We start from the raw sequence: 18,929 nt of genomic DNA on the forward strand, positions 1-18,929 counted from the left end.
ATCGGCCAAATATGCGATGGCGGCCAGGGCGGGGGTAGGAGCGCCGGCTGTCTACCTTGGATGGCGTGCGGCGGGCCGGGTTGATTGTCGGGCGGGTGGCGGGGTGTTTCGCTCTGCTGCTCGGTATTTCGGGCTTGGCGGCCGTGACGGCGGGGGCCTGGATCCGGCCTGATCTGGCGGCTGCGCTGGGGGCACTGCTCTGGAGCCTGGTGCTGATAGCGCTGTATGCCGCTGCGGCGGGAGCGCGTTCCCCGGTTCGGTTCGGGTGGCTCTATGCGGTCTGGGTGCTGAGTGCGCTCCTGATGGGGCAGGTCACCACGGGGGTGTGGGCCGCGGTGCTGAGCGCGCGAGGTGAGGAGGTGGTTGCCACCTCGGCGGTGAAGCATGTGAGCAGGACCGGCGACACCTACACGCTCGAGGCCGGGGGCGAGCTGATCCCGGGGCGGCTCACGACCTGGCCCGAGGGTAAGAGTGAGGTCGAGGCCGTGGTCGTCGTGCGGGATCCGGCGGGGCTGGTCGATCCGCGGTTGCCGGAGGAACTGGCCGAGGCACGGGAGGCTTTCTGGCCGTTGTTGCTGATCCTGCTGGCCGTGATCGGGGCTTTGACGGCGCCGGCCTACTGGGTCACCCGGGATGACTATCGGGAGTTTCACGGTCCGCGGGGCACGAGGCGGGCCCGAGCGGCGGCGATGAATGCGCGGCTCGAAGACATCCGGCGGAGTCGCAGAAGATCAGCGGCTGGGAGTGACTCCATTGACCACTGAGGGGTTGGTGGTCGGGCGGGCTTCTTCCGCGCCGACGACGTTGCGCTGGACCGTGACGTTGGATTGGCCGGTGCCGCCGAGCTGGATGTCGTCGTAGGCCTTGAGGGACTGGTTCTCGTCGAAGTAGAGGACCGACATCTGCAGCGGGGTCGGTTCCTCCTTCTCCAGGCCACGCAGGCCGGCGCCGCCCGTCGAACCCTCCACCAGCAGCCGGGTCTCGACCGGGGCGGTGGCCGGAGCGGGTGACGCGGCCGGGGCCGCGGAGGGGTCGGCCGTGGGCGCTCCGAGGATGCTCACCTCGCGTTTGTGGGTGTGACCGGCCAGGACCAGCGGGACGGTTCCGGACAGCGGGGGTGCCATCGCCGGGTCGTGGACCAGGGCCACGCCGACGCGGGTCTTGGCGGCCCGGATGGTGTCCGCGAGCTGGTCACCGGCCGCGAGCAGGGGGTTCGTCGCCGGATCGTCGGAGTTCGCCGGGGCTTCGGTTTCGCTCTTGTCAGGAGTGAATTCCGGGTCGCCGATGCCCGCGATGGTCAGGCCGTTGATCGTGATGATCGTGTTGTCCAGGACCTTGGCGTTCTTCTGCCGGGCCACCGCTGCCTGGATGGCCGAGGAGTCGTGGTTGCCGCGGACATAGATGTACGGGACGCCGACCGTGGCGATGTTGTTCACATAGGTCGTTTCCGCGCTGCTTCCCCAGTCGACGATGTCGCCCGTGTCGATGATCGCGTCGATGTCCCACTGCTTGACCACCGTCTTGATCACGCTCCAGGACGCCGGGTTCAGGTGCAGGTCGGAGACGTGCAGGATGCGGGTGGTGTTGCCGGCCGGCTGTACGGGCAGCGTCGACACCGTGGTGTAGATGCGGCTCACGTTGCTGACGAGCTCGGCGAGCTGGTCGGCGTACCGGCCGTAGTTGTCGGCGATCTTGCGGGCGTCACCGACCACGGCGGGCGCGTTGACCAGCAGCCCCTCGTAGCGCGGTTCGCTGATCGAGTCGGGGCGGACGGTGCCCGCTGCCAGGCCGAGGCTGCCGCCCGTGACGACCAGCGCGAGCACGCCGGCGGCGGCGACCTTGCGGATGTTGCGGAAGATCAGCGCGGAGAGGATCAGCGAGCAGACGATCGCCGCGCCGAGCGCGCGCAGGCCCAGCTGCATGACGCCCTTGGTCACGTCGTCGACCGCGGACTGGCCGGCCGCGCTGATCGCCGTCGGATCGTCGATCAGCGCCGCGGTGCGTTCCTGGTCGAGCGAGCCGAGGTCCACCTTGAGGTGGATGGGGCCGTCGTGGCTGTCCAGGTGCAGCGAGCCCAGCGGTGGGATGTCGATCTCCGTGCCGCCCTGGATCGACGGGGTGATCGACATGTCGGCGCGGAACGGGCCTACGCCGATCTGCGTGTGGGCGAGCAGCATCACGCCCACGACGACGCCGGTCAGGCCGACGAGCAGGACCGCGGCCCATCGACCGAGACGTCGGGTCCAGGCGTGCCGCCAGACCCGGTTTGCTGCGGCATTCGCTCGCGAGATTGTCATATTCATGGTCAACGGCTCACCTGCCCCCGCGTGTGTGTCGTCAAACTAGCTCCGCCCGGCTCCTCCGCCGGACAGAACCAGGCGCAGGATGCGGTCGTCCTCGGGATCCGGGGTGGCGCCTTCCTCCTGGTTGGAGGTGGCGACCCAGAGTGAGCCGTCCGGGGCGGCGGCCAGCGCGCGCAACCGCCCGAACTCGCCCTTGAGCAGGGCCTGCGGCTGTCCGAGCAGCGTGCCGTTGCCGGTCACGTTGAGCATCCAGAGCTGCTGGCCGTCCCGGCAGGCGGTCGCGATAATGCGTTCCATGACGGCCACGCCGGAGCAGTTGGACTCGGCGTTCGGCCAGCTGACCAGGGGATTGGTGTATTTGGTGTCGCTGCCGGCGCCCTCGACGGCGGCCCAGCCGTAATTCTTGCCCTTGACGATGACGTTGAGCTCGCTGGTCCTGCTCTGGTCGGACTCGCTCGCATAGAGGCGCTTTCCGGAGTCCCAGGCGAGTCCCTGCACGTCACGGTGCCCCGACGACCACACCGGCGAGGTCTTGACCGGGTTACCCGTCGCCGGCTTGCCGTCCGCGGTGATCCGGAGAATCTTGCCGCCGAGGCTCTTCGGGTCCTGCGCCTGCACACCGTTGGTAGCGTCGCCCGTCGTCACGTAGAGGAACCCGTCCGGCCCGAACGCGAGCTGGCCGCCGTTGACGTCGGTCGCGTGCGGGATGCCGGTCAGGATCGGCTGCGGCTTGCCCTTGAGCGTCAGCTTCGCGACCCGGTTGTCCTTCGTCGTCGAGTAGTAGACGAAGACGGTCTTGTCGGTCGCGTACTTCGGGGAGACCGCGATGCCCAGCAGGCCGCCGTCGCCACCCGCGGTGACCTCGGAGAGTCGCTGCACTTCCGTCACCTTGAGGCTGTCGCCGTCGGTCTCCGGCCCCACCTGCAGGATGCGGGCCGTGTCGCGCTCGGTGACCAGCGCCGAGCCGTCGGGCAGGAAGGCCATGCCCCACGGCACCTCGAGGCCCTTGGCCAGCACGGTGACCGCCACCTCCTGCTGCTCCTGCGCGGAAGCGGTGGCGGCGGCGGAGGGCTTCGGCAGATTGGGTGGCTCGCCCGCCACATCGGGGTCCGGCGGGCCGAAGCTGCACGCGGTGGTCAGGAACAGCACGGAGCCGAGAGCAACGGCACACGTGCGGGCGCGGCGACTGCGCACGATCACACGACCTCCTCGTTCACCAGACCAGGGTAGCCGCGCCCGCTGGGAAGCCCTGGCCGGACTACTTTGTAAGGCGTGAAGGTGTGGATCGCACATGAGAAGGGCCGCGGGCTGCTCGGCGAGCTGCCCGCCGGCGTCGAGGTCGAGGTCTGCGAGGACGCCGGCACCTGGCCCTCCGATCCGGCGGAGGTCGACTTCTGGGTGCCGCCCTTCCTCTCGACGGCACGGGCGGCGGACCAGCTGCCCAAATTCGGGGCGCTCAAGGTCGTCCAGCTGCTGTCCGCGGGTGCGGACGCCTGGGTCGGGCAGGTGCCCCCGGGAGTAACACTGTGCGATGCCCGCGGCGTGCATGACAAACCCGTCGCTGAGTGGGTGGTCGGTGCAGCGATCGCTGCTCTGCGTCAATTCCCTGATTTTGTACGAGCACAGCAGCGCGAAGAGTGGTCATTCAGCTCCTTCACCCCGACGCGCGAACTCACCGGCAAACGGGTCCTGATCGTCGGCGCGGGGTCCATCGGCCGGGCCGTCGAGGAGCACCTGGCGCCGTTCGGCGTGACGATCACCCGCGTCGCCCGGACAGCGCGGCCCGCCGAGGGTGTGCACAGCGTCGACGAGCTGCCCGCCCTGCTCCCGGACGCCGAGGTCGTGGTGCTCCTGGTGCCGCTGACCGAGCAGACCCGGGGCATGGTCGACGCCGCGTTCCTGGCCGCGATGGCCGACGGGGCGCTGCTGATCAACGCCGCCCGGGGCCCGGTCGCCGACACCGCCGCCCTGCTCACCGAGGTCGCCACGGGCCGCATCTCCGCCGCGCTCGACGTGACCGACCCGGAGCCGCTGCCCGAGGGCCACCCGCTCTGGCAGCTGCCGAACGTCTTCATCACGCCGCACACCGGCGGCTCGGTGGTCGGGCTGCTGCCGAGGGCTTATGCGCTGGCCGGCGATCAGGTGCGCCGCTTCGCTGCCGGGGAGCCGTTGATCAATCAGGTGTCGGGGGGCTACTGACTTCCTGGTTCTCGGCGTTCAGTTCCTGGCCGCCCGTCAGCTCCTGGCCACCCGCCGCCAGGACCTCGGAGAGGTTACCTTCGGTGACCCCGGTCAGCGCCAGGACCTTACCGTCGGTGAGCAGCGCTGAGATCCGGCCGCGCTTGTCGGGCCCGAGCTCGGCGACGCGTGACCAGGGCACCTCGGTGCTGCCGAAGAGCGCCCGCACCCGCAGCCCCTCGGTGGTGACATCGGTGCCGGCCCGGAACGCCCAGATCAGCACGAGAAGCGGGATCAGCAGTAACGGCGCCAGCACCCACCTGCCCCCGGCGAACGGCACGGCACTGACGAACGCGATGAAGGCGGCGAGGACCAGGGCGCCGGATCGGCGTACGCGGAAAACGGGCTTCTTGCTGCTCACGTTCCCCATCCTCCCATCGGGTATCAGCCGGATTTTTGTCGGACCCCGGGCGGATACTCCGAGCCATGACCGCGACGCTCGCCATCGGCACCCGCAAGGGCCTGTTCCTGGCCTCCAGCGACGACGACCGGCGGAGCTGGCGACTCAGCTCCGCGCATTTCCCGGGCACGGCTGTCTACGCCGTGGCCTTCGACACCAGCAGACCCGTGCCGCGCCTCCTGGCCGGCATCGACAGCTCCCACTTCGGCCCGACGGTGACCGTCAGCGACGACTACGGCGCGACCTGGCAGGAGCCCGATCACGCGCCGCTGGCCTTCCCGACTGACACGGGCGTGGCGGTCGAGCGCGTGTGGCAGATCACCCCTGCCGGGCCCGTCGTGTGGGCGGGCACCCAGCCCTCGGCGCTGTGGCGCTCCACGGATGGCGGGCTCACCTACGAGCTGGTCCGGGGGCTGTGGGACCACCCGCACCGGCCCGACTGGGGAGCCGGCTTCGGCGGCCAGGCGATCCACACGATCCTCCCGCACCCCGACGACGCCCGGAAGGTCCTGGTCGCGATGTCCACGGGCGGGGTCTACCGCACCTCGGACGGCGGCGAGACCTGGGCGCCCGCCAACCGGGGCATCAAGGCCTACTTCCTGCCCGACCCGTGGCCCGAGTTCGGCCAGTGCGTGCACAAGGTCGCCCGTGACGCCGCCGACCCGGACAGCTACTACGCGCAGAACCACCACGGCGTCTACCGCACCACGGACGGCGGTGACTCGTGGCAGTCCATCGCCGCCACGCTGCCCGCCGACTTCGGCTTCACCATGGTCACCCATCCGGCCCGCGGCGGCACGATCTGGAGCTTCCCCCTGGTCAGCGATGGCCGACGCGAGCCGGTCGACCTGCGCTGCCGGGTCTTCCGCTCCACCGACGCCGGCGACACCTGGCAACCCCAGCACCAAGGCCTCCCCGACGACCCGTATTACCCGGTGGTGCTGCGCGACGCCATGTGCACCGACAACGCGACGACGGCCGGGGTCTACTTCGGCAGCCGCGCCGGCGAGGTCTACGCGAGCCGCGACGAGGGCGAGACCTGGTCCACCGTGGCCGCCCACCTGCCGGATGTGCTCTGCGTGCGCGCGGTGATCTCATGACGTCGGAAGGGGGTCACTGATGCCGGTTGTGCTGGTTCCGGGTGCGCTGCGGGCCGAGGCCGGGGGCGAGGGACGGCTGATCGTCGGGGCGGACGGGTCGCTGCGGGCGGTGCTGGACGAGATCGGGCAGCGGTGGCCGCGGCTGGAGCGCCGGTTGCGTGACGAGACCGGCGTGCTCCGGCGGTATGTGAACGTCTATGTGGACGGTGAGGACTGCCGGCGGTCGGGTGGGCTGGACACCCCGGTGCCCGCCGCGGCCGAGATCCAGGTGCTGCCCTCGGTCGCCGGCGGCTGAGCGCTGAGGTCTGAGGGCTGCGGGCTGCCTGCTGCGGGCTGCCGGGTGCAACGCCTGGTCAGGTGGGCCGCGCGGAGGGCGTACCGAGAAAAGCAGGATGATCGGCTTGTCCATAACAGACGTTCCGCGAGTGCGAAGGGGGTTGTGCCGCACGTAACCTGTCCGGGGGATGGTCGTTACCCGCAGTGGGAGCCTTCCCTCAAGCGCCCGTAAGCCCCTCGAGCTTTCAAGGATCCCGACCACCGTGGCAGTGTCGCCCCTCGCGCGCCCCACCTCGCGGGTCAGCACCCGTGTGGCGTTTTTGCTCGCCCCCGTCGTGGCCACCGGTGTGCTCGTCGCCGGGATGGCCGGGGTGCTGCCCGTGCTCGTCTCGCTGGCCGTCGGTGTCGGCATCGCCGCGGTCTTCGCGACCGGGGTGCTGTGGCACACCGCGCTGGCCATCCATCACGATGAGCAGGTTTTCGCGGCCTGCCGGGGCGCGGGGATGATCGGGGTCGCCGCGTTGCTGACGGCCGTGACCTGCGGTGTGCTGGCGCTCGACGATCCCGCCGCCGACTGGTTCGTCTCGGCGGGCGTCGCGGGCGTGGCGACGTTCTTCGTGCTGGGCACCATGCTGCTGCCCGGTGCCGCCTCGACCGTCGCCGTGCGGTTGCGGCGGATGTTCGACGGGCTGGGGCTGGGCATCAGCCTGGGGTTCGCCGCATACCTCGTCACGACGATGCGGGAGACCCCGTATGCCGCGCTGGCCTGCACATTGTGCGCCGCTACCGGCATCTCGATGGTCACCGTGATCGTGTTGCGGGCGCGGCTCCACCGGCCGGCGGCGTTGCGGTGTGGTGCCGGAGCGATCGTGCTGATGATCGCGCTCAGCACCGTCGCGAACTTTGTGCTGTCCGACATCGGCGGGTGGGGAATCTCGCTGTGCGGGCTGGTGATCGTGGCCGGTCTGACGCTGACCGCCGAGGGTGGTTCGCGGCGGCACCTGCCCGAGCGGATCACGCCGCGCGAGCCCGACCAGTATCTGTCGAGCTATCCGTTGCTCGCCGTCCCGGCAGGGGTCGGCGTGGTCGCCGCGCTCTACCACCTCATCTTCGTGGGGGACTTCGACACCGTCGGGGTGGTCCTCGGCATTCTGATGGTCGCGGTGCTGACCATGCGGGAGCTGCTGGTCGTCAGCGACATCCGGTCCTACACCGGGCAGCTGGCCACCAAGGAAGCCCACTTCCGGTCCCTGGTCGCCGGTGCGACCGACCTCACCCTGGTGCTCGACGACAAGCTGACCGTCCGCTGGCAGTCGCCGGCGGCCGCGCGGCTGTTCGGGCTCGCCGACTCCGAGGTGATCGGGCGGACCTTCCTCGACCTGATCCATCCCGAGGACGTTCGCGGGGCACAGGCCGGCATCGAGGCACTGCTCGCCGGGGAACACGGCGACGGCCCGCCCGCGCTGCTCACCGCCCGGCTCTGCGACGGGCACGGCGTCTGGCGCGACACCGAGTCCACCGTGGCCGATCAGCGGTCCGTGCCCGAGGTCGCGGCGCTCGTCGTTCACGTGCGGGACGTCGGGGAGCGGCGACATCTGGAACGTACGCTGCACAAGCTCTCCTACACCGATCAGCTCACGGGCCTCGCGAACCGCCGCGCCCTGATGCGGGACCTCCTGGAGTTCCGTCGCCGCGCGGGCCAGCAGGGCACCCTGCTCGTCATCGATCTGCACGGCCTCGCCGAGATCAACGACACCCGGGGCCGCGAAACCGGGGACGCCGTCCTCATCGAGGTCGCCCGGCGCGTCCGAGCGCTGATCGGCCCGGACGACGTCCCGGCACGGCTCGGCGGCGACGAGTTCGCGGTGCTGACCACCGACGGGGCAGTCCTCGCGTACGCCCTGGCCACCCGCATCGTCACCGCCGTGGTCGAGCCCTACCAGCTCCCCGGCACGATCGTCGAGCTGCACACCAGCATCGGCCTCGCGGAACTCTCCGGCGGCAAGGACTCCGACGAGGTCGTCCGGCACGCCGACCTGGCCCGCAGCCGCGCCTTCCAGCTCGGCAAGGACCGCGTCGAGTGGTACGACACCGACGTCGAGATCCAGCTCCACCGCCGCATGGACCTCGAACGAGAACTCCTCGGCGCCCCCGACCGCGGCGAACTCGACCTCGTCTTCCAACCGGTCCTCAACCTCACCGACGACCAGCCGGTCGGCGTCGAAGCACTCCTCCGCTGGCGCCACCCCACCCTCGGCACCATCCTCCCCGCCGAACTCCTCCCCATCGCCCGTGCCGTGGGCTGCGCCGCCGAACTCGACGAATGGGTCCTCGAAGCCGCCTGCCGCCACCTGGCAAGCTGGTCAACCGGCGACACCGACTTCTGGCTCTCGGTCAACATCGCCCCCCGCGAGCTCCTCACCGCCCGCTTCCCCGACCACGTCGCCGAAATCCTCACCCGCTACGGAATCGCCCCCGACCGCCTCGTCATCGACGTCCAGGAAACCTGGATCGCCGAAGACGTCCCCGCCATCGTCGCGGCCCTCTCCGGCCTGCGAAAACTGGGCGTCCGAGCCGCCCTCGACGACTTCGGCGCCGGCCAGGCATCCCTGGCCCACCTCCGCCGCCTCCCGGTCGACATCCTCAAACTCGACCAGTCCCTCATCAGCCAGCAACTCCCGCACCCCACCACCCCCGCGGTCATCGACGTCGTGGTCAGCCTCGGCCGCCGCCTCGGCCTCCAGATCGTCGCCAAGGGCCTCGAAACCTCCGACCAGATCGACCGCGCCCGCCGGGCCGGCTGCCACTTCGGCCAGGGCTTCAAACTCGGCCGCCCCGCCCCGGCCGAGCGCATGGAAGCCTATTTGGAAACCCACCGCGGATAGGCACGCCCGAAGCGCGCGCGCTCAGTCGGTGTAGCGGAGGCCGGGGGTGTCGATGACGCAGCAGGTGCCGTTCAGGATTTCGAGGAGTTCGTCGCGGGTCCGGGCGATCTCTTCCTCCGGGACGTCGAGCTGCAGTTCGTGCAGGGTGGGGAAGCCCAGTTCCGTCGCCGCCCGCTCGCCGTACTCGAAGGTGAGATCGTTGCCTCGGAGCGTCCACGATCGGATCGGGCCGAAGACCACGGCCCCGGCGCCGTTGACCACCTCTTCCGCGCCGCGGGCCTCGAGCCAGCGGACCTGCAGGATGGGTACGCCGGCCGCGGAGAGGGCGACCAGGGAATCCTGGACGTGTACGCCGTCGATCTGAATCACGTGCCGATTCTCCTCGTGATCCGGGCGTTTTCCAGGCGCGGTAGCGTGGGAGTCTGTGCTTTGGGAGGCCCGCAGTGAAACGCCCCACTATCGCCGATATCGCGCGGCGTGCCGGCGTGTCCAAGGGTGCGGTCTCGTACGCGCTCAATGGGCAGCCCGGTGTTTCCGATGCCACGCGGGAGCGCATCGTCGCCATCGCCCGGGAGATCGGCTTCAATCCGAACAGTGCGGCGCGGGCACTGTCCGGTGCCAGTTCGCGGGCGATCGGGCTCACGCTGTGCCGGCCGGCGCGGATGCTCAGTATCGAGCCGTTCTTCATGGGCCTGATCAGCGGGTTCGAGCAGGTGCTGGCCGCCCGGTCGTACGCGCTGATGCTGCAGGTCGTTCCCGACCCGGAGACCGAGATCGAGGTCTACCGCCGCTGGTGGGGTGAGCGCCGCGTCGACGGCGTGCTCGTCACGGATCTGCGCGAGAACGACATTCGCATCCCCGTCCTCGACGAGCTGCAGCTGCCCGCGGTGGTCATAGGGGGTCCGGGTGACACGGGCCGCCTGACGCAGGTCCGCTCCGATGACGCCGGCCCGATCCGGGAGGCGATGGCACACCTGATCGGGCTCGGTCACCGCCGGATCGCCCGGGTGGGTGGGCCTCCGGAAATGCTGCACACGCGTACGCGTACCCGCGCATTCGACGAGGCCTGCCAGACGCTCGGCCTGCCCGAAGCAGTGACGGTCTCCTCCGACTACACGGGTGAGGAGGGCAGCCGCGCCACCCGCGACCTGCTCGCCCGCCCGGACCGCCCCACCGCGATCATCTATGACAACGACGTCATGGCGGTCGCGGGTCTCGCAGTCGCCCAGGAGATCGGCCTCTCCGTCCCCGCGGACCTCTCCATCGTGGCCTGGGACGACTCGCCCCTCTGCTCACTGGTCCACCCGCCCCTGACCGCCCTGACCCGCGACGTCCCGGCCTACGGAGCCCACGCCGCCCGCCAGCTCCTGGCCGCCATCGCCGGCGAACCGGTCTCCGACGCGGAAGAACAGTCCGCCCACCTCACCCCGCGAGGAAGCACGGCCTCACCCGCTGCACGCGTGTAGTCCGGCGCAGGAGGCGTCGGACCTGGGCGTCAGGCGCCGCTGAGGTCAAGGTGGTCCCGGATGCGGTGGGCGAGTTGCATGGGCGGGGCGGATTCCTTGAGCGTGCGGAGCTGGTAGAAGGCGCGTAGCGGGGCTGTGCGAGCCCGATGTTCGGCGAGGATCTGCGGGAGCTGGTGACGTTTGTCTGCCAGCCGGGGGTCTTGTTCGAGGCGGCCTTCGTCGAAGGTCACCTGCATGTGGGCATCGAATCGGCGGCCCCAATCTGTGCCGTTCTTGACTGCGGCATGGCAGAGGTCGCCGATGTTGATCGGTGGCAGACCCCTGTCCTCTGCGAGGAGTTTCGTGGCGTGCCAGGCATCGAGGACGCCGGGTTCCGTCAGGACGGCCAGGTGAGTCATTCGGGTTCCGATCAAGCGGTGGGCGTCGTGGCTGGCTAATGTCGGTTGGTGACTGGTGAGGGGTGGCTTTCGGATCGGGCTACGGCTGCTGAGCTGGAGACCGGGACGACGTTCGACCTGGCGGAGTGTGTCCGGGAGCCTATTCATCGGCTCGGGGGTGTGCAGTCGTACGGTGCGCTGGTTGCTCTGGCCGGGGATCGGGTGGTGGTGGCGAGTGCGAATGCCGCGGGGATGCTCGGGGTGGGGTCGCTCGTCGGGGCGCCTGTGGGGTTGTTGCTGAGCACTGAGCAGGTGGAGGCGCTGACCGGGCTCGCTGACGCGGATACCGGGCAGACGGCGATGATGCCGATCGAGCTGGTGAGCGGCGACGGGCCCCGCCGGTTCGATGTGACCGTGCATCGTTCGGACGGGATGCTGGTGCTGGAGTTCGAGCCGCCGGCTCGGGAGCTGGCCAACGAGTTCATGGCGTTCTATGCGCCGATCCGGGCGGCGCTGGTGCGGCTGCAGCGGGCCGTGACCGTCACCGAGGCGTGTCAGGCCGCTGTTCAGGAGATCCGGGCGATCACGGGGTACGACAGGGTGGTCGCCTATCGCTTCGAGTCCTCCGACGGGCCGGGTGAGGTGATCGCGGAGGAGGTCGTGGGGGACTGGGAGCCGTGGCGGGGGCTGTGGTTCCCGGCGACCGACATCCCGCCGCAGGCCCGGCTGCTCTACGAGCGGAACTGGATCCGGGTCATCGCGGACGTCGAGGACGCCACCGCGCAGCTGGTGCCGCCGATCCTGCCGGGGACCGGTGAGCCGTTGGACCTGTCGCTGTCGGTTCTGCGTACGGTGTCGCCGTTTCATCTCGAGTATCTGCGAAACATCGGGGTCACCTCGTCGATGTCGGTGTCGTTGCTGGCCAACGGCCGGTTGTGGGGCCTGATCGCGTGTCATGGCCGGGGTGTGCAGCAGCTGAGCCCGCAGCTCCGGGCGGCGTGCGAGTTCTTCGGGGTGGCGCTGTCACTGCACCTGGCCGCGCTGCGGGAACGCGACGACACGGCCGCCCGCGAGCGGTCCCGCACGGTAATCGCGCGGCTGATGGAGCGTGTCGCCGCGGACCTGCCGACCGGGTGGGCGAGCGGGCCGGGTGGGCTCGAGCAGGTGGTGGAGAACGAGGCGGTTGTCGTACGCACGAACGGCCGCACGATCGTGCACGGCACCGACCCGGGCCCGGAGGCGATCGCCGCGCTGCTCGCCGAGCTTCCGGAGCTGGCTGCCGGGCAGCTCTGGCACAGCGATCGGCTGGCGGAGGAGGTGCCCGCGCTCGCCGCGTTCTCGGGCGTTCTCGACGGCGCTCTGGTGCTGCCGCTCAGTGCCACAGGCGATTGCATTATCTGGGTACGCCGTGAGCGTACGGTGCAAAGACGCTGGGCTATCGATCCCAGCGCACCCGTCGTCCTGGGCCCGCACGGCACCCGGCTGACCCCACGCGGCTCGACGGCCGTCTTCCTCGCCTCGGTGCGCGGCCGCAGCATGCCGTGGTCGCCGACCGACCTTGCCATGGTTGCCGAACTGGGCCGCGCGATCATGGAGATCGCGGTGGCGCACGCCCGCCAGCTGGCCGCCCTCAACGCCGAGCTGACCCGCAGCAACGTCGACCTGGACTCGTTCGCCCACGCCGCCGCGCACGACCTCAAAGAGCCGTTGCGCGGCATTGCGAACACCGCGACGTTCATCGCGGAGGACGCCGCCGACACCCTGGACCCGCAGACCACGCAGCGCCTCGAATCGATCCAGCGCCTCGCCGTACGCATGGACGAGCTGCTCAACGCCCTGCTCTACTACTCCCGCCTCGGACGCACCGACCTGCGCCGCGAACCGGTCAACCTGCGCGCGGCGACCCTGCGCGCCCTGGAGGTGGCCGGCCCGCGTCTGGAAGCAGCCGAGGTCGAGGTGGAGCTGCCCGACCCGTCGGCCACGCTCGCCGCGGACCCGGTGCTCTTCGAAGAGATCCTGGTCAACCTCCTGGTCAACGCCGCGAAGTACGCCCACCCGACCGGCCCGCGCGGGGTGAGCGTCTTCGCGGGGCCGGCCGGCACTCTCAACGTCCGCGACAACGGCGTCGGCATGCCGCCCCACCTGCGCGAACAGGCCTTCCAGCTGTTCCGCCGCCTGCACCCCAAATCCGCACCCCACGACGGCTCCGGAGCGGGCCTGGCCATCGTGCGCCGCATCGTCGAACGCCACGGCGGCCAGGTCTGGGCCGAGGACGCCCCCGGTGGCGGCACGACGATGCGGGCAACTTTTCCTAGTTGACGTCCGGGAAATCGGGCTGCTCCGGGCCATGGGGAATGTCGATGCGGGCCTCGCCCGTGCGCAGGGCGCGGAGGATGACGCGGCCGACGTACTCAGAGGACTGCGGGACCAGGCCGCCCGGCCGGACCACCGTGCGGTCCTGGAACATGCCACCGCCGAACTCGGTCGCGGTGATCGACGGCAGCAGCAGCGTCACCTGGATGTTGTCGTCGGCGAGCTCGAGGCGGGCCACGTCGCTGAGCATGTTGACCGCGCATTTGGTCGCGGCGTAGCTCCCGACGCCCGGAGTGACCGCGCGGGTGCTGCCCGAGCTGACGTTGACGATCCGCCCGCCCCCGGCCGCGCGCAGATGCGGCAGGACGGCCTGGATGCCGTTGACCACGCTCACGACGTTCAGGTTGAGCAGGCCGAGGTATTCCGCCGGGTCGATCTCCTCGATCCGCCGGTGGTAGCCCGCACCGGCGTTGTTGACCAGCGCGTCCACGTGGCCGTGCCGATCGGCTGCGGCGGTCGCCAGCGCGTGCACCTGGGCCGGGTCGGTGACATCGGTCGTCACCGCGAGGGCGCCGCCCAGCTCCTTGCTCAGTGCCTCGAGGCGATCGGTCCGGCGGGCGGCCAGCACCGGATGGGCACCGGCGTCGTGCAGCAGCCGGGCGGTGGCCTCGCCGATCCCCGACGATGCCCCGGTGACGATGACGACCTTGCCGGTCAGTGAATAGGTCATTCGTGGCTCCTGAACCAGTCGAGCATGGGATCGGGGCGGCGCTGGAATTCAACGTAGCCGTCCCAGCGCGCGGTGCTGCCCTCGATCCACTGCAGCTTCTTGTCGGTGAGGGGGATCGCGTCGTACATGGCCTGGACGTCCGACGGGTCGGTCAGCACGTCGTCGCGTACCTGATAGAGGAAGGTCGGGACGCGGACGTGCCGGGCCCATTCCACGGGTACGCGCCGGGCGATGCCGAGGCCCGCTCCGGCCCTCTCGACGACGAGCTCCTCGAGCCGCCCGAAGTGCTCGCCGAGCTCCAGCGCGGCCAGCCGCCGGCCCATGATGACGCTCGCGGTCACCGGCTGCGGCGCGACCAGTGCGGACACCCCGTCGAACACCTCGGGGAACTGCGCCATCGCCGCGAATGTGGAACTCGCCCCCATGCACCGGCTGAACAATCCGATCGTCATGTCCCGGGTGTCAGGGCGGTGCCGCGCGTACGCCAGCGCCCCGGCCACGTCCCGCGCCTCGAGGATGCCCCCGGACACCACGCCGCCGTGGGCCGCGCCGCTGAGTCCGTGATTGCGCAGGTCGTAGGCGAGCACCGCGTACCCGGCGTCGTGCAGGATCCGGTAGTCCGGGATGAAGTCGACCTCGAAACCGTTGCCGCTCGCCGCCCACGCCGAGTGCCACGGCTCCAGGTGCGTCGGCATCCCGGAGCGGGTGAAGCCCATCGGATGGTTCGCGATGATCAGCCTGTCGGCGCCCGGCGCGGGGATGAACCACCCTTCGAGGGGTACGCCGTCCCGGGCCGCGAACGTCACGTCCTCGTACTCGAGTCCCGCCTCGGACGGCAGGTGCAGAACCGGTGAGCGCGGCGTGAACACGAACCCGTCGGCGAACCTGGAAAGCGTCTGCTCAACCATGAATCCAGTCAACGTCCGTCGCGCCGGGAACAGAAAGACCGGCTCCCTCCTGATCGATACCGCGCGGATATGAATGACGTCTAGGCGAGCCGGAGAAGCCCCGCCGCTGTCGGCGTGAAGCCGCACCGCTCCAGGTAGAAATGCTCGAGGTGGGGCTCGTAGTCGACGTGCAGCCATTCACACCCCGCTGCGCGCGCCTCCTCCGCGGCCCTCGCGACCAGCGCTGCCCCGATGCCCTGATGCTGCCGGCCGGGGTCGACCGCGGTGTCGAGCAGGAACGCGTGGACCCCGCCGTCCCAGCAGACCTGGATGAACCCGGCCAGCTCCCCGCCGTCGAAAGCGCCGACCCACGTGAGCGCATGCCGTTCCAGTTGCCGCGCCCATCCCGTGATCCGGCCCGGCTCCTTCCCGAAGGCCCGCGCGTGCAGGGCGCTCAGCACAACGTCATCAACCTCGAACCGGGTCCGCAGCTCAAGCATCACCCCGACACGCTATCTGTCACCTTTGCCGCGGCCGGCTCGTCAGGTTTCGTGACGGAGTTCGCTCGGGGAAGGTGGCGACATGACCGGGACGGCCTCGGAGCTGGCGGAGGCTTTTGAACTGCAGCGGGAGCGGCTGGTCGGGGTCGCATACCGGGTGCTCGGGTCTCGGGTGGACGCCGAGGACGCGGTGCAGGAGGCGTGGCTGCGGCTGGCTCGGCAGGACGCGGACGGCGTCGACAATCTGGCCGGGTGGCTGACGACCGTTGTCGGGCGGATCTGCATCGACATGCTGCGGTCGCGGAAGGCCAGACCCGAGGTTTCGTACGAGGACCGGCTGCCCGAGTTCGTGGTGACCGAGGATCGCGGCGCGGATCCCGAGGAGGAGTCGGTGCTCGCCGAGTCGGTGGGGCTGGCGCTGTTGGTGGTGCTCGACACGCTCAGCCCGGCCGAGCGGCTGGCGTTCGTGTTGCACGACATGTTCGCGGTGCCGTTCGACGAGATCGCAACGGTTCTCGGCAGGTCGACCGATGCCACGAAGATGCTGGCCAGCAGGGCCCGGCGCAAGGTGCAGGACCCGCATGGTCCCGCGGGGGAGCCGCGGCAGCAGCGTGCCGTGGTCGATGCGTTTCTCGCGGCTGCCCGGGGCGGGGATTTCGAGGCAATGGTGCGGATGCTGGATCCCGGGGTGACCTGGCGGTCGTACACCGCGCGCCGGACGATCTCGATGCGTGGAGCCGAGGAGGTGGCCGGTCGTGCCCTGCGGGGGGCCCGGGCCACCGCGACCTCCCGCCGGGTCCTGGTCGACGGCCGTCCCGGGGTCGTGTCGGTGAGCCGCAAGGGGAAGGTGCTGGGGGTGCTGGCGTGCACCGTGGTCGACGGCCGGATCGTCGAGATCGTGTCGACCACGGACCCGTCGCGGATCGCGATGTTACGTCCCTGATGGCCCGCTCGTCGTAGGAGAAACAGGCATCGGCCACGAAGGAGATCGTCATGCAGGCTCGGATCGACGCGTTCGGCACGGAACTCGCTCCGAAGATCGTGAAGTACTTCGTCTCGGCGAACAAGGTGCTGGTCGGCTCGACGCTGCCGGCGGCGACGCAGGAGCTCGTGAAGATCCGGGCCAGCCAGATCAACGGCTGTGGGTGGTGCCTCGACATGCACACCAAGGACGCCGCGGCGGCGGGTGAGACCTCGGTGCGGCTGAACCTGGTCGGGGCCTGGCGGGAGGCGACGGTCTTCACGGAGGCCGAGCGGGCCGCCCTGGAACTCGCCGAGCAGGGCACCCGGATCGCCGACAGTGCCGGCGTCACCGACGACGTGTGGGCGAACGCCGCCAAGCACTACGACGAGGAGCAGCTGATGGCCCTCGTCGCCACGATCGCCCTGATCAACGCGTTCAACCGGATGAACGTCATCACCCGGCAGCCGGCGGGTGGCTACCAGCCGGGTCAGTACGCATGACGAGCAGGTCCAGGTGGTCGATGACCGGGCCGGTCGCGGTCTCGGCCGCTGTGCGCAGGCGTTCGAGGCCGGCGGCGTACTCCTCGTCGGTGATCAGTTGAAGTGGGGTGTGCGCCTCGCGGCGTAGCGTCGCGACGATCTCCTGCAGCGAGGACGCGGTGTGCTGCGGGACCTTGGAGAGTTTGACGGTACGGAACCCCGTGAACGCTTGCTCGATGTCGGCGACGCTGGGGTAGGTGTCCAGCACCCGCACAGCCTCGGTGAAGTACCGGAACTGCGTGATCCCCTCGGGCCGGCCCGCGAACGCCGACCGGATCAGCACCACAGCGCCGGGCCGCAGCACCCGGCGCAGCTCGGCGGCGGCCGCGGCCAGGTCAGGCACGTGGTGGATCACGGTGGAGATCCACACCGCGTCCACACTGGAATCCGGTAGCGGGATCGCGGCGGCCTCACCGGCCAGGACCGGCCGGAACACCGACAGGTCCCGCATCGCGGCCGACGGCTCGACGGCAAGCCTGGGCATCCGTGGGGTTGTATGCGATGCGCGCCATGCTGACAGAATTGCCGACGTGATCAACGTACGTCAATTTGAATGGACCGACTTCGATGCGGTGACGGCGGTGTGGGAAGCCACGGGCCGCGACGTCGTGACCCGCCCCGAGCTCGAGGCCAAACTGACCCGAGACCCCGAGCTCTTCCTGGTGGCAGCGTCCGATGACGAGGTGGCCGGGGTCGTGCTCGGCACCTACGACGGCCGCCGGGGCTGGATCCTCCGGCTGGCCGTCCACCCCGGACACCGCCGCAAGGGCATCGCGAGTCAGCTGGTGAAGGAGCTCGAGGACCGCTTCGAGCGCATCGGCTGCCCCCGGGTCAACCTCCTGGTCATGCCCGACAACGAGGCCGGCCTGCGGTTCTGGCGTGCCCTCGGCTACCTCCCCTACCCCGACGTGCTCTGCTCAAAGCCCCTGCGCTCCGGCGTCTAGGAAACCGCCGGACTGGCGGGCCCACAGCGTCGCGTAGAGGCCACCCTGATCGAGCAGCTCCCTATGGGTGCCCTGCGCGACGATCCGGCCCGCGTCCAGCACGACGATGCGGTCCATCCGCGCGATCGTGGAGAGCCGGTGCGCGACCGCGAGGACCGTCCGGCCCGCCATCACGCGGTCCAGCGATTCCTGGATCACCGCCTCGGCCTCGGAGTCGAGCGCTGATGTCGCTTCGTCCAGGACCAGGATCGGGGCGTCGCGGTGCAGGGCCCGGGCGAGTGCTATCCGTTGCCGCTGGCCGCCGGAGAGCCGTACGCCGCGTTCGCCGACCTGGGTTGCGTACCCGTGGTCAAGGTCGGTGATGAAGTCGTCGGCTGCTGCCGAGCGGGCGGCGGCCGCGATGGTCGCGTCGTCGCCGGAGCCGATGTTGTCCCGGATCGAGCGGTGCAGCAGCGTCGCCTCCTGACTGACCATGGCGATGCGGCGGCGCAGGCTCTGTTGGGTGACCCCGGTGATGTTCTGCCTATCGATCTCGATCGTGCCCGCCTCCGCGTCGTAGAAGCGCAGCAACAGGTTGACCAGAGTGGACTTTCCCGCCCCGGAGCGACCGACCAGACCGACCCGCTCGCCCGGCCCGATCCGCAGGGACAGCCGGTCGAGACCGCCGGCGCCGCGACCGTAATGGTGGCTGACCGCCGTGAACGTGATCGAGCCGCCGGACACTGCCAGCTCCTTGGCGTCCGGGCGGTCCGCGACGGCGAGCGGCTGGGCGATCGTGACGAGTGCGCGGCGCAGCGCACCGATCGAGCCGAACAATGCCGACACGGCGTCCAGCAGCCACTCCGCGAGCGAGGTGATCCGGAAGCTGAGCGCGAGCGCGGCGGCGACCAGGCCGATCGGGGCGGCGCCGGAACGCCACAGCACGATGCCGTACCCGACGAGACCCACGAGGAGAATCCCGCTGAGCGCGGTCATGGCGCCGTTCATGGTCACTTCCAGCCGCTGTA

20 protein-coding genes are annotated in these 18,929 nt (G+C 70.2%); 10 read left to right on the forward strand and 10 right to left on the reverse strand.

What is annotated here, in order from left to right; translation table 11 throughout:
• The first annotated feature begins 65 nt into the window (after window positions 1-65).
• Window positions 66-764, forward strand: coding sequence for a hypothetical protein (locus Ahu01nite_RS22080; protein ID WP_203838489.1), 699 nt, complete (start codon window positions 66-68; stop codon window positions 762-764).
• On the opposite strand, the gene Ahu01nite_RS22085 is transcribed toward Ahu01nite_RS22080, so the two are convergent.
• Entirely contained in the window at window positions 732-2,297 is a 1,566-nt protein-coding gene (locus tag Ahu01nite_RS22085) for a metallophosphoesterase family protein (RefSeq protein WP_239159042.1), read from the reverse strand. The two genes, Ahu01nite_RS22080 and Ahu01nite_RS22085, sit on opposite strands and share 33 nt — an antisense overlap.
• Before the next feature lie 45 nt (window positions 2,298-2,342).
• On the reverse strand, window positions 2,343-3,596 hold the full coding sequence (locus Ahu01nite_RS22090; RefSeq protein WP_203838491.1) for a PQQ-dependent sugar dehydrogenase: 1,254 nt from the start codon (window positions 3,594-3,596) through the stop codon (window positions 2,343-2,345).
• Here Ahu01nite_RS22090 and Ahu01nite_RS22095 point away from each other — a divergent pair.
• Window positions 3,576-4,502 (forward strand): 2-hydroxyacid dehydrogenase, encoded by a 927-nt coding sequence (locus tag Ahu01nite_RS22095; RefSeq protein WP_203838492.1) that lies wholly within the window; start codon window positions 3,576-3,578, stop codon window positions 4,500-4,502. The two genes, Ahu01nite_RS22090 and Ahu01nite_RS22095, sit on opposite strands and share 21 nt — an antisense overlap.
• Here the strand turns inward: Ahu01nite_RS22095 and Ahu01nite_RS22100 are convergent.
• Window positions 4,477-4,902 carry a PH domain-containing protein gene (locus Ahu01nite_RS22100; RefSeq protein WP_239159044.1) on the reverse strand — a complete coding sequence of 142 codons (426 nt, stop codon included), beginning with the start codon at window positions 4,900-4,902 and terminating at the stop codon, window positions 4,477-4,479. The genes Ahu01nite_RS22095 and Ahu01nite_RS22100 overlap by 26 nt on opposite strands.
• A 65-nt stretch (window positions 4,903-4,967) precedes the next feature.
• On the opposite strand from Ahu01nite_RS22100, the gene Ahu01nite_RS22105 reads away from it, so the two are divergent.
• The 3 genes from Ahu01nite_RS22105 to Ahu01nite_RS22115 all read left to right on the forward strand — a co-directional run bounded on the left by Ahu01nite_RS22105 (window position 4,968) and on the right by Ahu01nite_RS22115 (window position 9,202).
• Window positions 4,968-6,041 (forward strand): WD40/YVTN/BNR-like repeat-containing protein, encoded by a 1,074-nt coding sequence (locus Ahu01nite_RS22105; protein WP_203838494.1) that lies wholly within the window; start codon window positions 4,968-4,970, stop codon window positions 6,039-6,041.
• A gap of 19 nt (window positions 6,042-6,060) precedes the next feature.
• Entirely contained in the window at window positions 6,061-6,336 is a 276-nt protein-coding gene (locus Ahu01nite_RS22110; protein WP_203838495.1) for a MoaD/ThiS family protein, read from the forward strand.
• Between the two features lie 244 nt (window positions 6,337-6,580).
• A complete protein-coding gene (locus Ahu01nite_RS22115) occupies window positions 6,581-9,202 on the forward strand; it encodes a putative bifunctional diguanylate cyclase/phosphodiesterase (RefSeq protein ID WP_239159045.1) in 2,622 nt (873 codons plus the stop codon).
• A gap of 21 nt (window positions 9,203-9,223) precedes the next feature.
• Here the strand turns inward: Ahu01nite_RS22115 and Ahu01nite_RS22120 are convergent, their stop codons facing one another.
• Window positions 9,224-9,571 carry a hypothetical protein gene (locus Ahu01nite_RS22120; RefSeq protein ID WP_203838497.1) on the reverse strand — a complete coding sequence of 116 codons (348 nt, stop codon included), beginning with the start codon at window positions 9,569-9,571 and terminating at the stop codon, window positions 9,224-9,226.
• Between the two features lie 74 nt (window positions 9,572-9,645).
• Between Ahu01nite_RS22120 and Ahu01nite_RS22125 the strand changes: the two genes are divergently transcribed.
• Window positions 9,646-10,668, forward strand: a complete 1,023-nt coding sequence (locus tag Ahu01nite_RS22125; RefSeq protein WP_203838498.1) for a LacI family DNA-binding transcriptional regulator — start codon at window positions 9,646-9,648, stop codon at window positions 10,666-10,668.
• A gap of 29 nt (window positions 10,669-10,697) precedes the next feature.
• Here Ahu01nite_RS22125 and Ahu01nite_RS22130 read toward each other — a convergent pair whose 3' ends face one another.
• Window positions 10,698-11,066 (reverse strand): hypothetical protein, encoded by a 369-nt coding sequence (locus tag Ahu01nite_RS22130; RefSeq protein ID WP_203838499.1) that lies wholly within the window; start codon window positions 11,064-11,066, stop codon window positions 10,698-10,700.
• A gap of 48 nt (window positions 11,067-11,114) precedes the next feature.
• Between Ahu01nite_RS22130 and Ahu01nite_RS22135 the strand changes: the two genes are divergently transcribed.
• On the forward strand, window positions 11,115-13,364 hold the full coding sequence (locus Ahu01nite_RS22135; RefSeq protein ID WP_203838500.1) for an ATP-binding protein: 2,250 nt from the start codon (window positions 11,115-11,117) through the stop codon (window positions 13,362-13,364).
• On the opposite strand, the gene Ahu01nite_RS22140 is transcribed toward Ahu01nite_RS22135, so the two are convergent.
• From Ahu01nite_RS22140 to Ahu01nite_RS22150, 3 genes are all read right to left on the reverse strand, one after another.
• Window positions 13,357-14,088 carry an SDR family NAD(P)-dependent oxidoreductase gene (locus tag Ahu01nite_RS22140; protein WP_203838501.1) on the reverse strand — a complete coding sequence of 244 codons (732 nt, stop codon included), beginning with the start codon at window positions 14,086-14,088 and terminating at the stop codon, window positions 13,357-13,359. The genes Ahu01nite_RS22135 and Ahu01nite_RS22140 overlap by 8 nt on opposite strands.
• Window positions 14,085-14,996, reverse strand: coding sequence for an alpha/beta hydrolase (locus Ahu01nite_RS22145; RefSeq protein ID WP_203838502.1), 912 nt, complete (start codon window positions 14,994-14,996; stop codon window positions 14,085-14,087). The genes Ahu01nite_RS22140 and Ahu01nite_RS22145 overlap by 4 nt, the downstream gene beginning before the upstream one ends.
• A gap of 80 nt (window positions 14,997-15,076) precedes the next feature.
• A complete protein-coding gene (locus tag Ahu01nite_RS22150) occupies window positions 15,077-15,475 on the reverse strand; it encodes a GNAT family N-acetyltransferase (RefSeq protein WP_203838702.1) in 399 nt (132 codons plus the stop codon).
• Window positions 15,476-15,557: 82 nt separating this feature from the next.
• Here Ahu01nite_RS22150 and Ahu01nite_RS22155 point away from each other — a divergent pair, with 82 nt between their 5' ends.
• Together Ahu01nite_RS22155 and Ahu01nite_RS22160 are read left to right on the forward strand one after the other, a co-directional pair.
• Window positions 15,558-16,418 (forward strand): sigma-70 family RNA polymerase sigma factor, encoded by an 861-nt coding sequence (locus Ahu01nite_RS22155; protein ID WP_203838503.1) that lies wholly within the window; start codon window positions 15,558-15,560, stop codon window positions 16,416-16,418.
• 50 nt (window positions 16,419-16,468) lie between these two features.
• Entirely contained in the window at window positions 16,469-16,939 is a 471-nt protein-coding gene (locus tag Ahu01nite_RS22160) for a carboxymuconolactone decarboxylase family protein (RefSeq protein ID WP_203838504.1), read from the forward strand.
• On the opposite strand, the gene Ahu01nite_RS22165 is transcribed toward Ahu01nite_RS22160, so the two are convergent.
• Window positions 16,893-17,516, reverse strand: coding sequence for a class I SAM-dependent methyltransferase (locus Ahu01nite_RS22165; protein WP_438874810.1), 624 nt, complete (start codon window positions 17,514-17,516; stop codon window positions 16,893-16,895). The genes Ahu01nite_RS22160 and Ahu01nite_RS22165 overlap by 47 nt on opposite strands.
• Here Ahu01nite_RS22165 and Ahu01nite_RS22170 point away from each other — a divergent pair.
• Entirely contained in the window at window positions 17,509-17,922 is a 414-nt protein-coding gene (locus Ahu01nite_RS22170) for a GNAT family N-acetyltransferase (RefSeq protein ID WP_203838506.1), read from the forward strand. The two genes, Ahu01nite_RS22165 and Ahu01nite_RS22170, sit on opposite strands and share 8 nt — an antisense overlap.
• Here Ahu01nite_RS22170 and Ahu01nite_RS50530 read toward each other — a convergent pair.
• Window positions 17,896-18,909 carry an ABC transporter ATP-binding protein gene (locus Ahu01nite_RS50530; protein ID WP_307794538.1) on the reverse strand — a complete coding sequence of 338 codons (1,014 nt, stop codon included), beginning with the start codon at window positions 18,907-18,909 and terminating at the stop codon, window positions 17,896-17,898. The two genes, Ahu01nite_RS22170 and Ahu01nite_RS50530, sit on opposite strands and share 27 nt — an antisense overlap.
• Between the last annotated feature and the right edge of the window lie 20 nt (window positions 18,910-18,929).

The organism is Winogradskya humida, assembly GCF_016862215.1.
Taxonomy (GTDB): domain Bacteria; phylum Actinomycetota; class Actinomycetes; order Mycobacteriales; family Micromonosporaceae; genus Actinoplanes; species Actinoplanes humidus.

What these genes read in the sequence shown, in the direction of transcription:
- Ahu01nite_RS22145 (WP_203838502.1), bottom strand. Translation starts at nt 14,996, where the DNA reads ATGGTTGAGCAGACGCTTTCCAGGTTCGCCGACGGGTTCGTGTTCACG.
- Ahu01nite_RS22110 (WP_203838495.1), top strand. Translation starts at nt 6,061, where the DNA reads ATGCCGGTTGTGCTGGTTCCGGGTGCGCTGCGGGCCGAGGCCGGGGGC.
- Ahu01nite_RS22105 (WP_203838494.1), top strand. Translation starts at nt 4,968, where the DNA reads ATGACCGCGACGCTCGCCATCGGCACCCGCAAGGGCCTGTTCCTGGCC.
- Ahu01nite_RS22160 (WP_203838504.1), top strand. Translation starts at nt 16,469, where the DNA reads ATGCAGGCTCGGATCGACGCGTTCGGCACGGAACTCGCTCCGAAGATC.
- Ahu01nite_RS22155 (WP_203838503.1), top strand. Translation starts at nt 15,558, where the DNA reads ATGACCGGGACGGCCTCGGAGCTGGCGGAGGCTTTTGAACTGCAGCGG.
- Ahu01nite_RS22150 (WP_203838702.1), bottom strand. Translation starts at nt 15,475, where the DNA reads ATGCTTGAGCTGCGGACCCGGTTCGAGGTTGATGACGTTGTGCTGAGC.
- Ahu01nite_RS22090 (WP_203838491.1), bottom strand. Translation starts at nt 3,596, where the DNA reads ATGTGCGATCCACACCTTCACGCCTTACAAAGTAGTCCGGCCAGGGCT.
- Ahu01nite_RS22130 (WP_203838499.1), bottom strand. Translation starts at nt 11,066, where the DNA reads ATGACTCACCTGGCCGTCCTGACGGAACCCGGCGTCCTCGATGCCTGG.
- Ahu01nite_RS22140 (WP_203838501.1), bottom strand. Translation starts at nt 14,088, where the DNA reads ATGACCTATTCACTGACCGGCAAGGTCGTCATCGTCACCGGGGCATCG.
- Ahu01nite_RS50530 (WP_307794538.1), bottom strand. Translation starts at nt 18,909, where the DNA reads ATGAACGGCGCCATGACCGCGCTCAGCGGGATTCTCCTCGTGGGTCTC.
- Ahu01nite_RS22085 (WP_239159042.1), bottom strand. Translation starts at nt 2,297, where the DNA reads ATGACAATCTCGCGAGCGAATGCCGCAGCAAACCGGGTCTGGCGGCAC.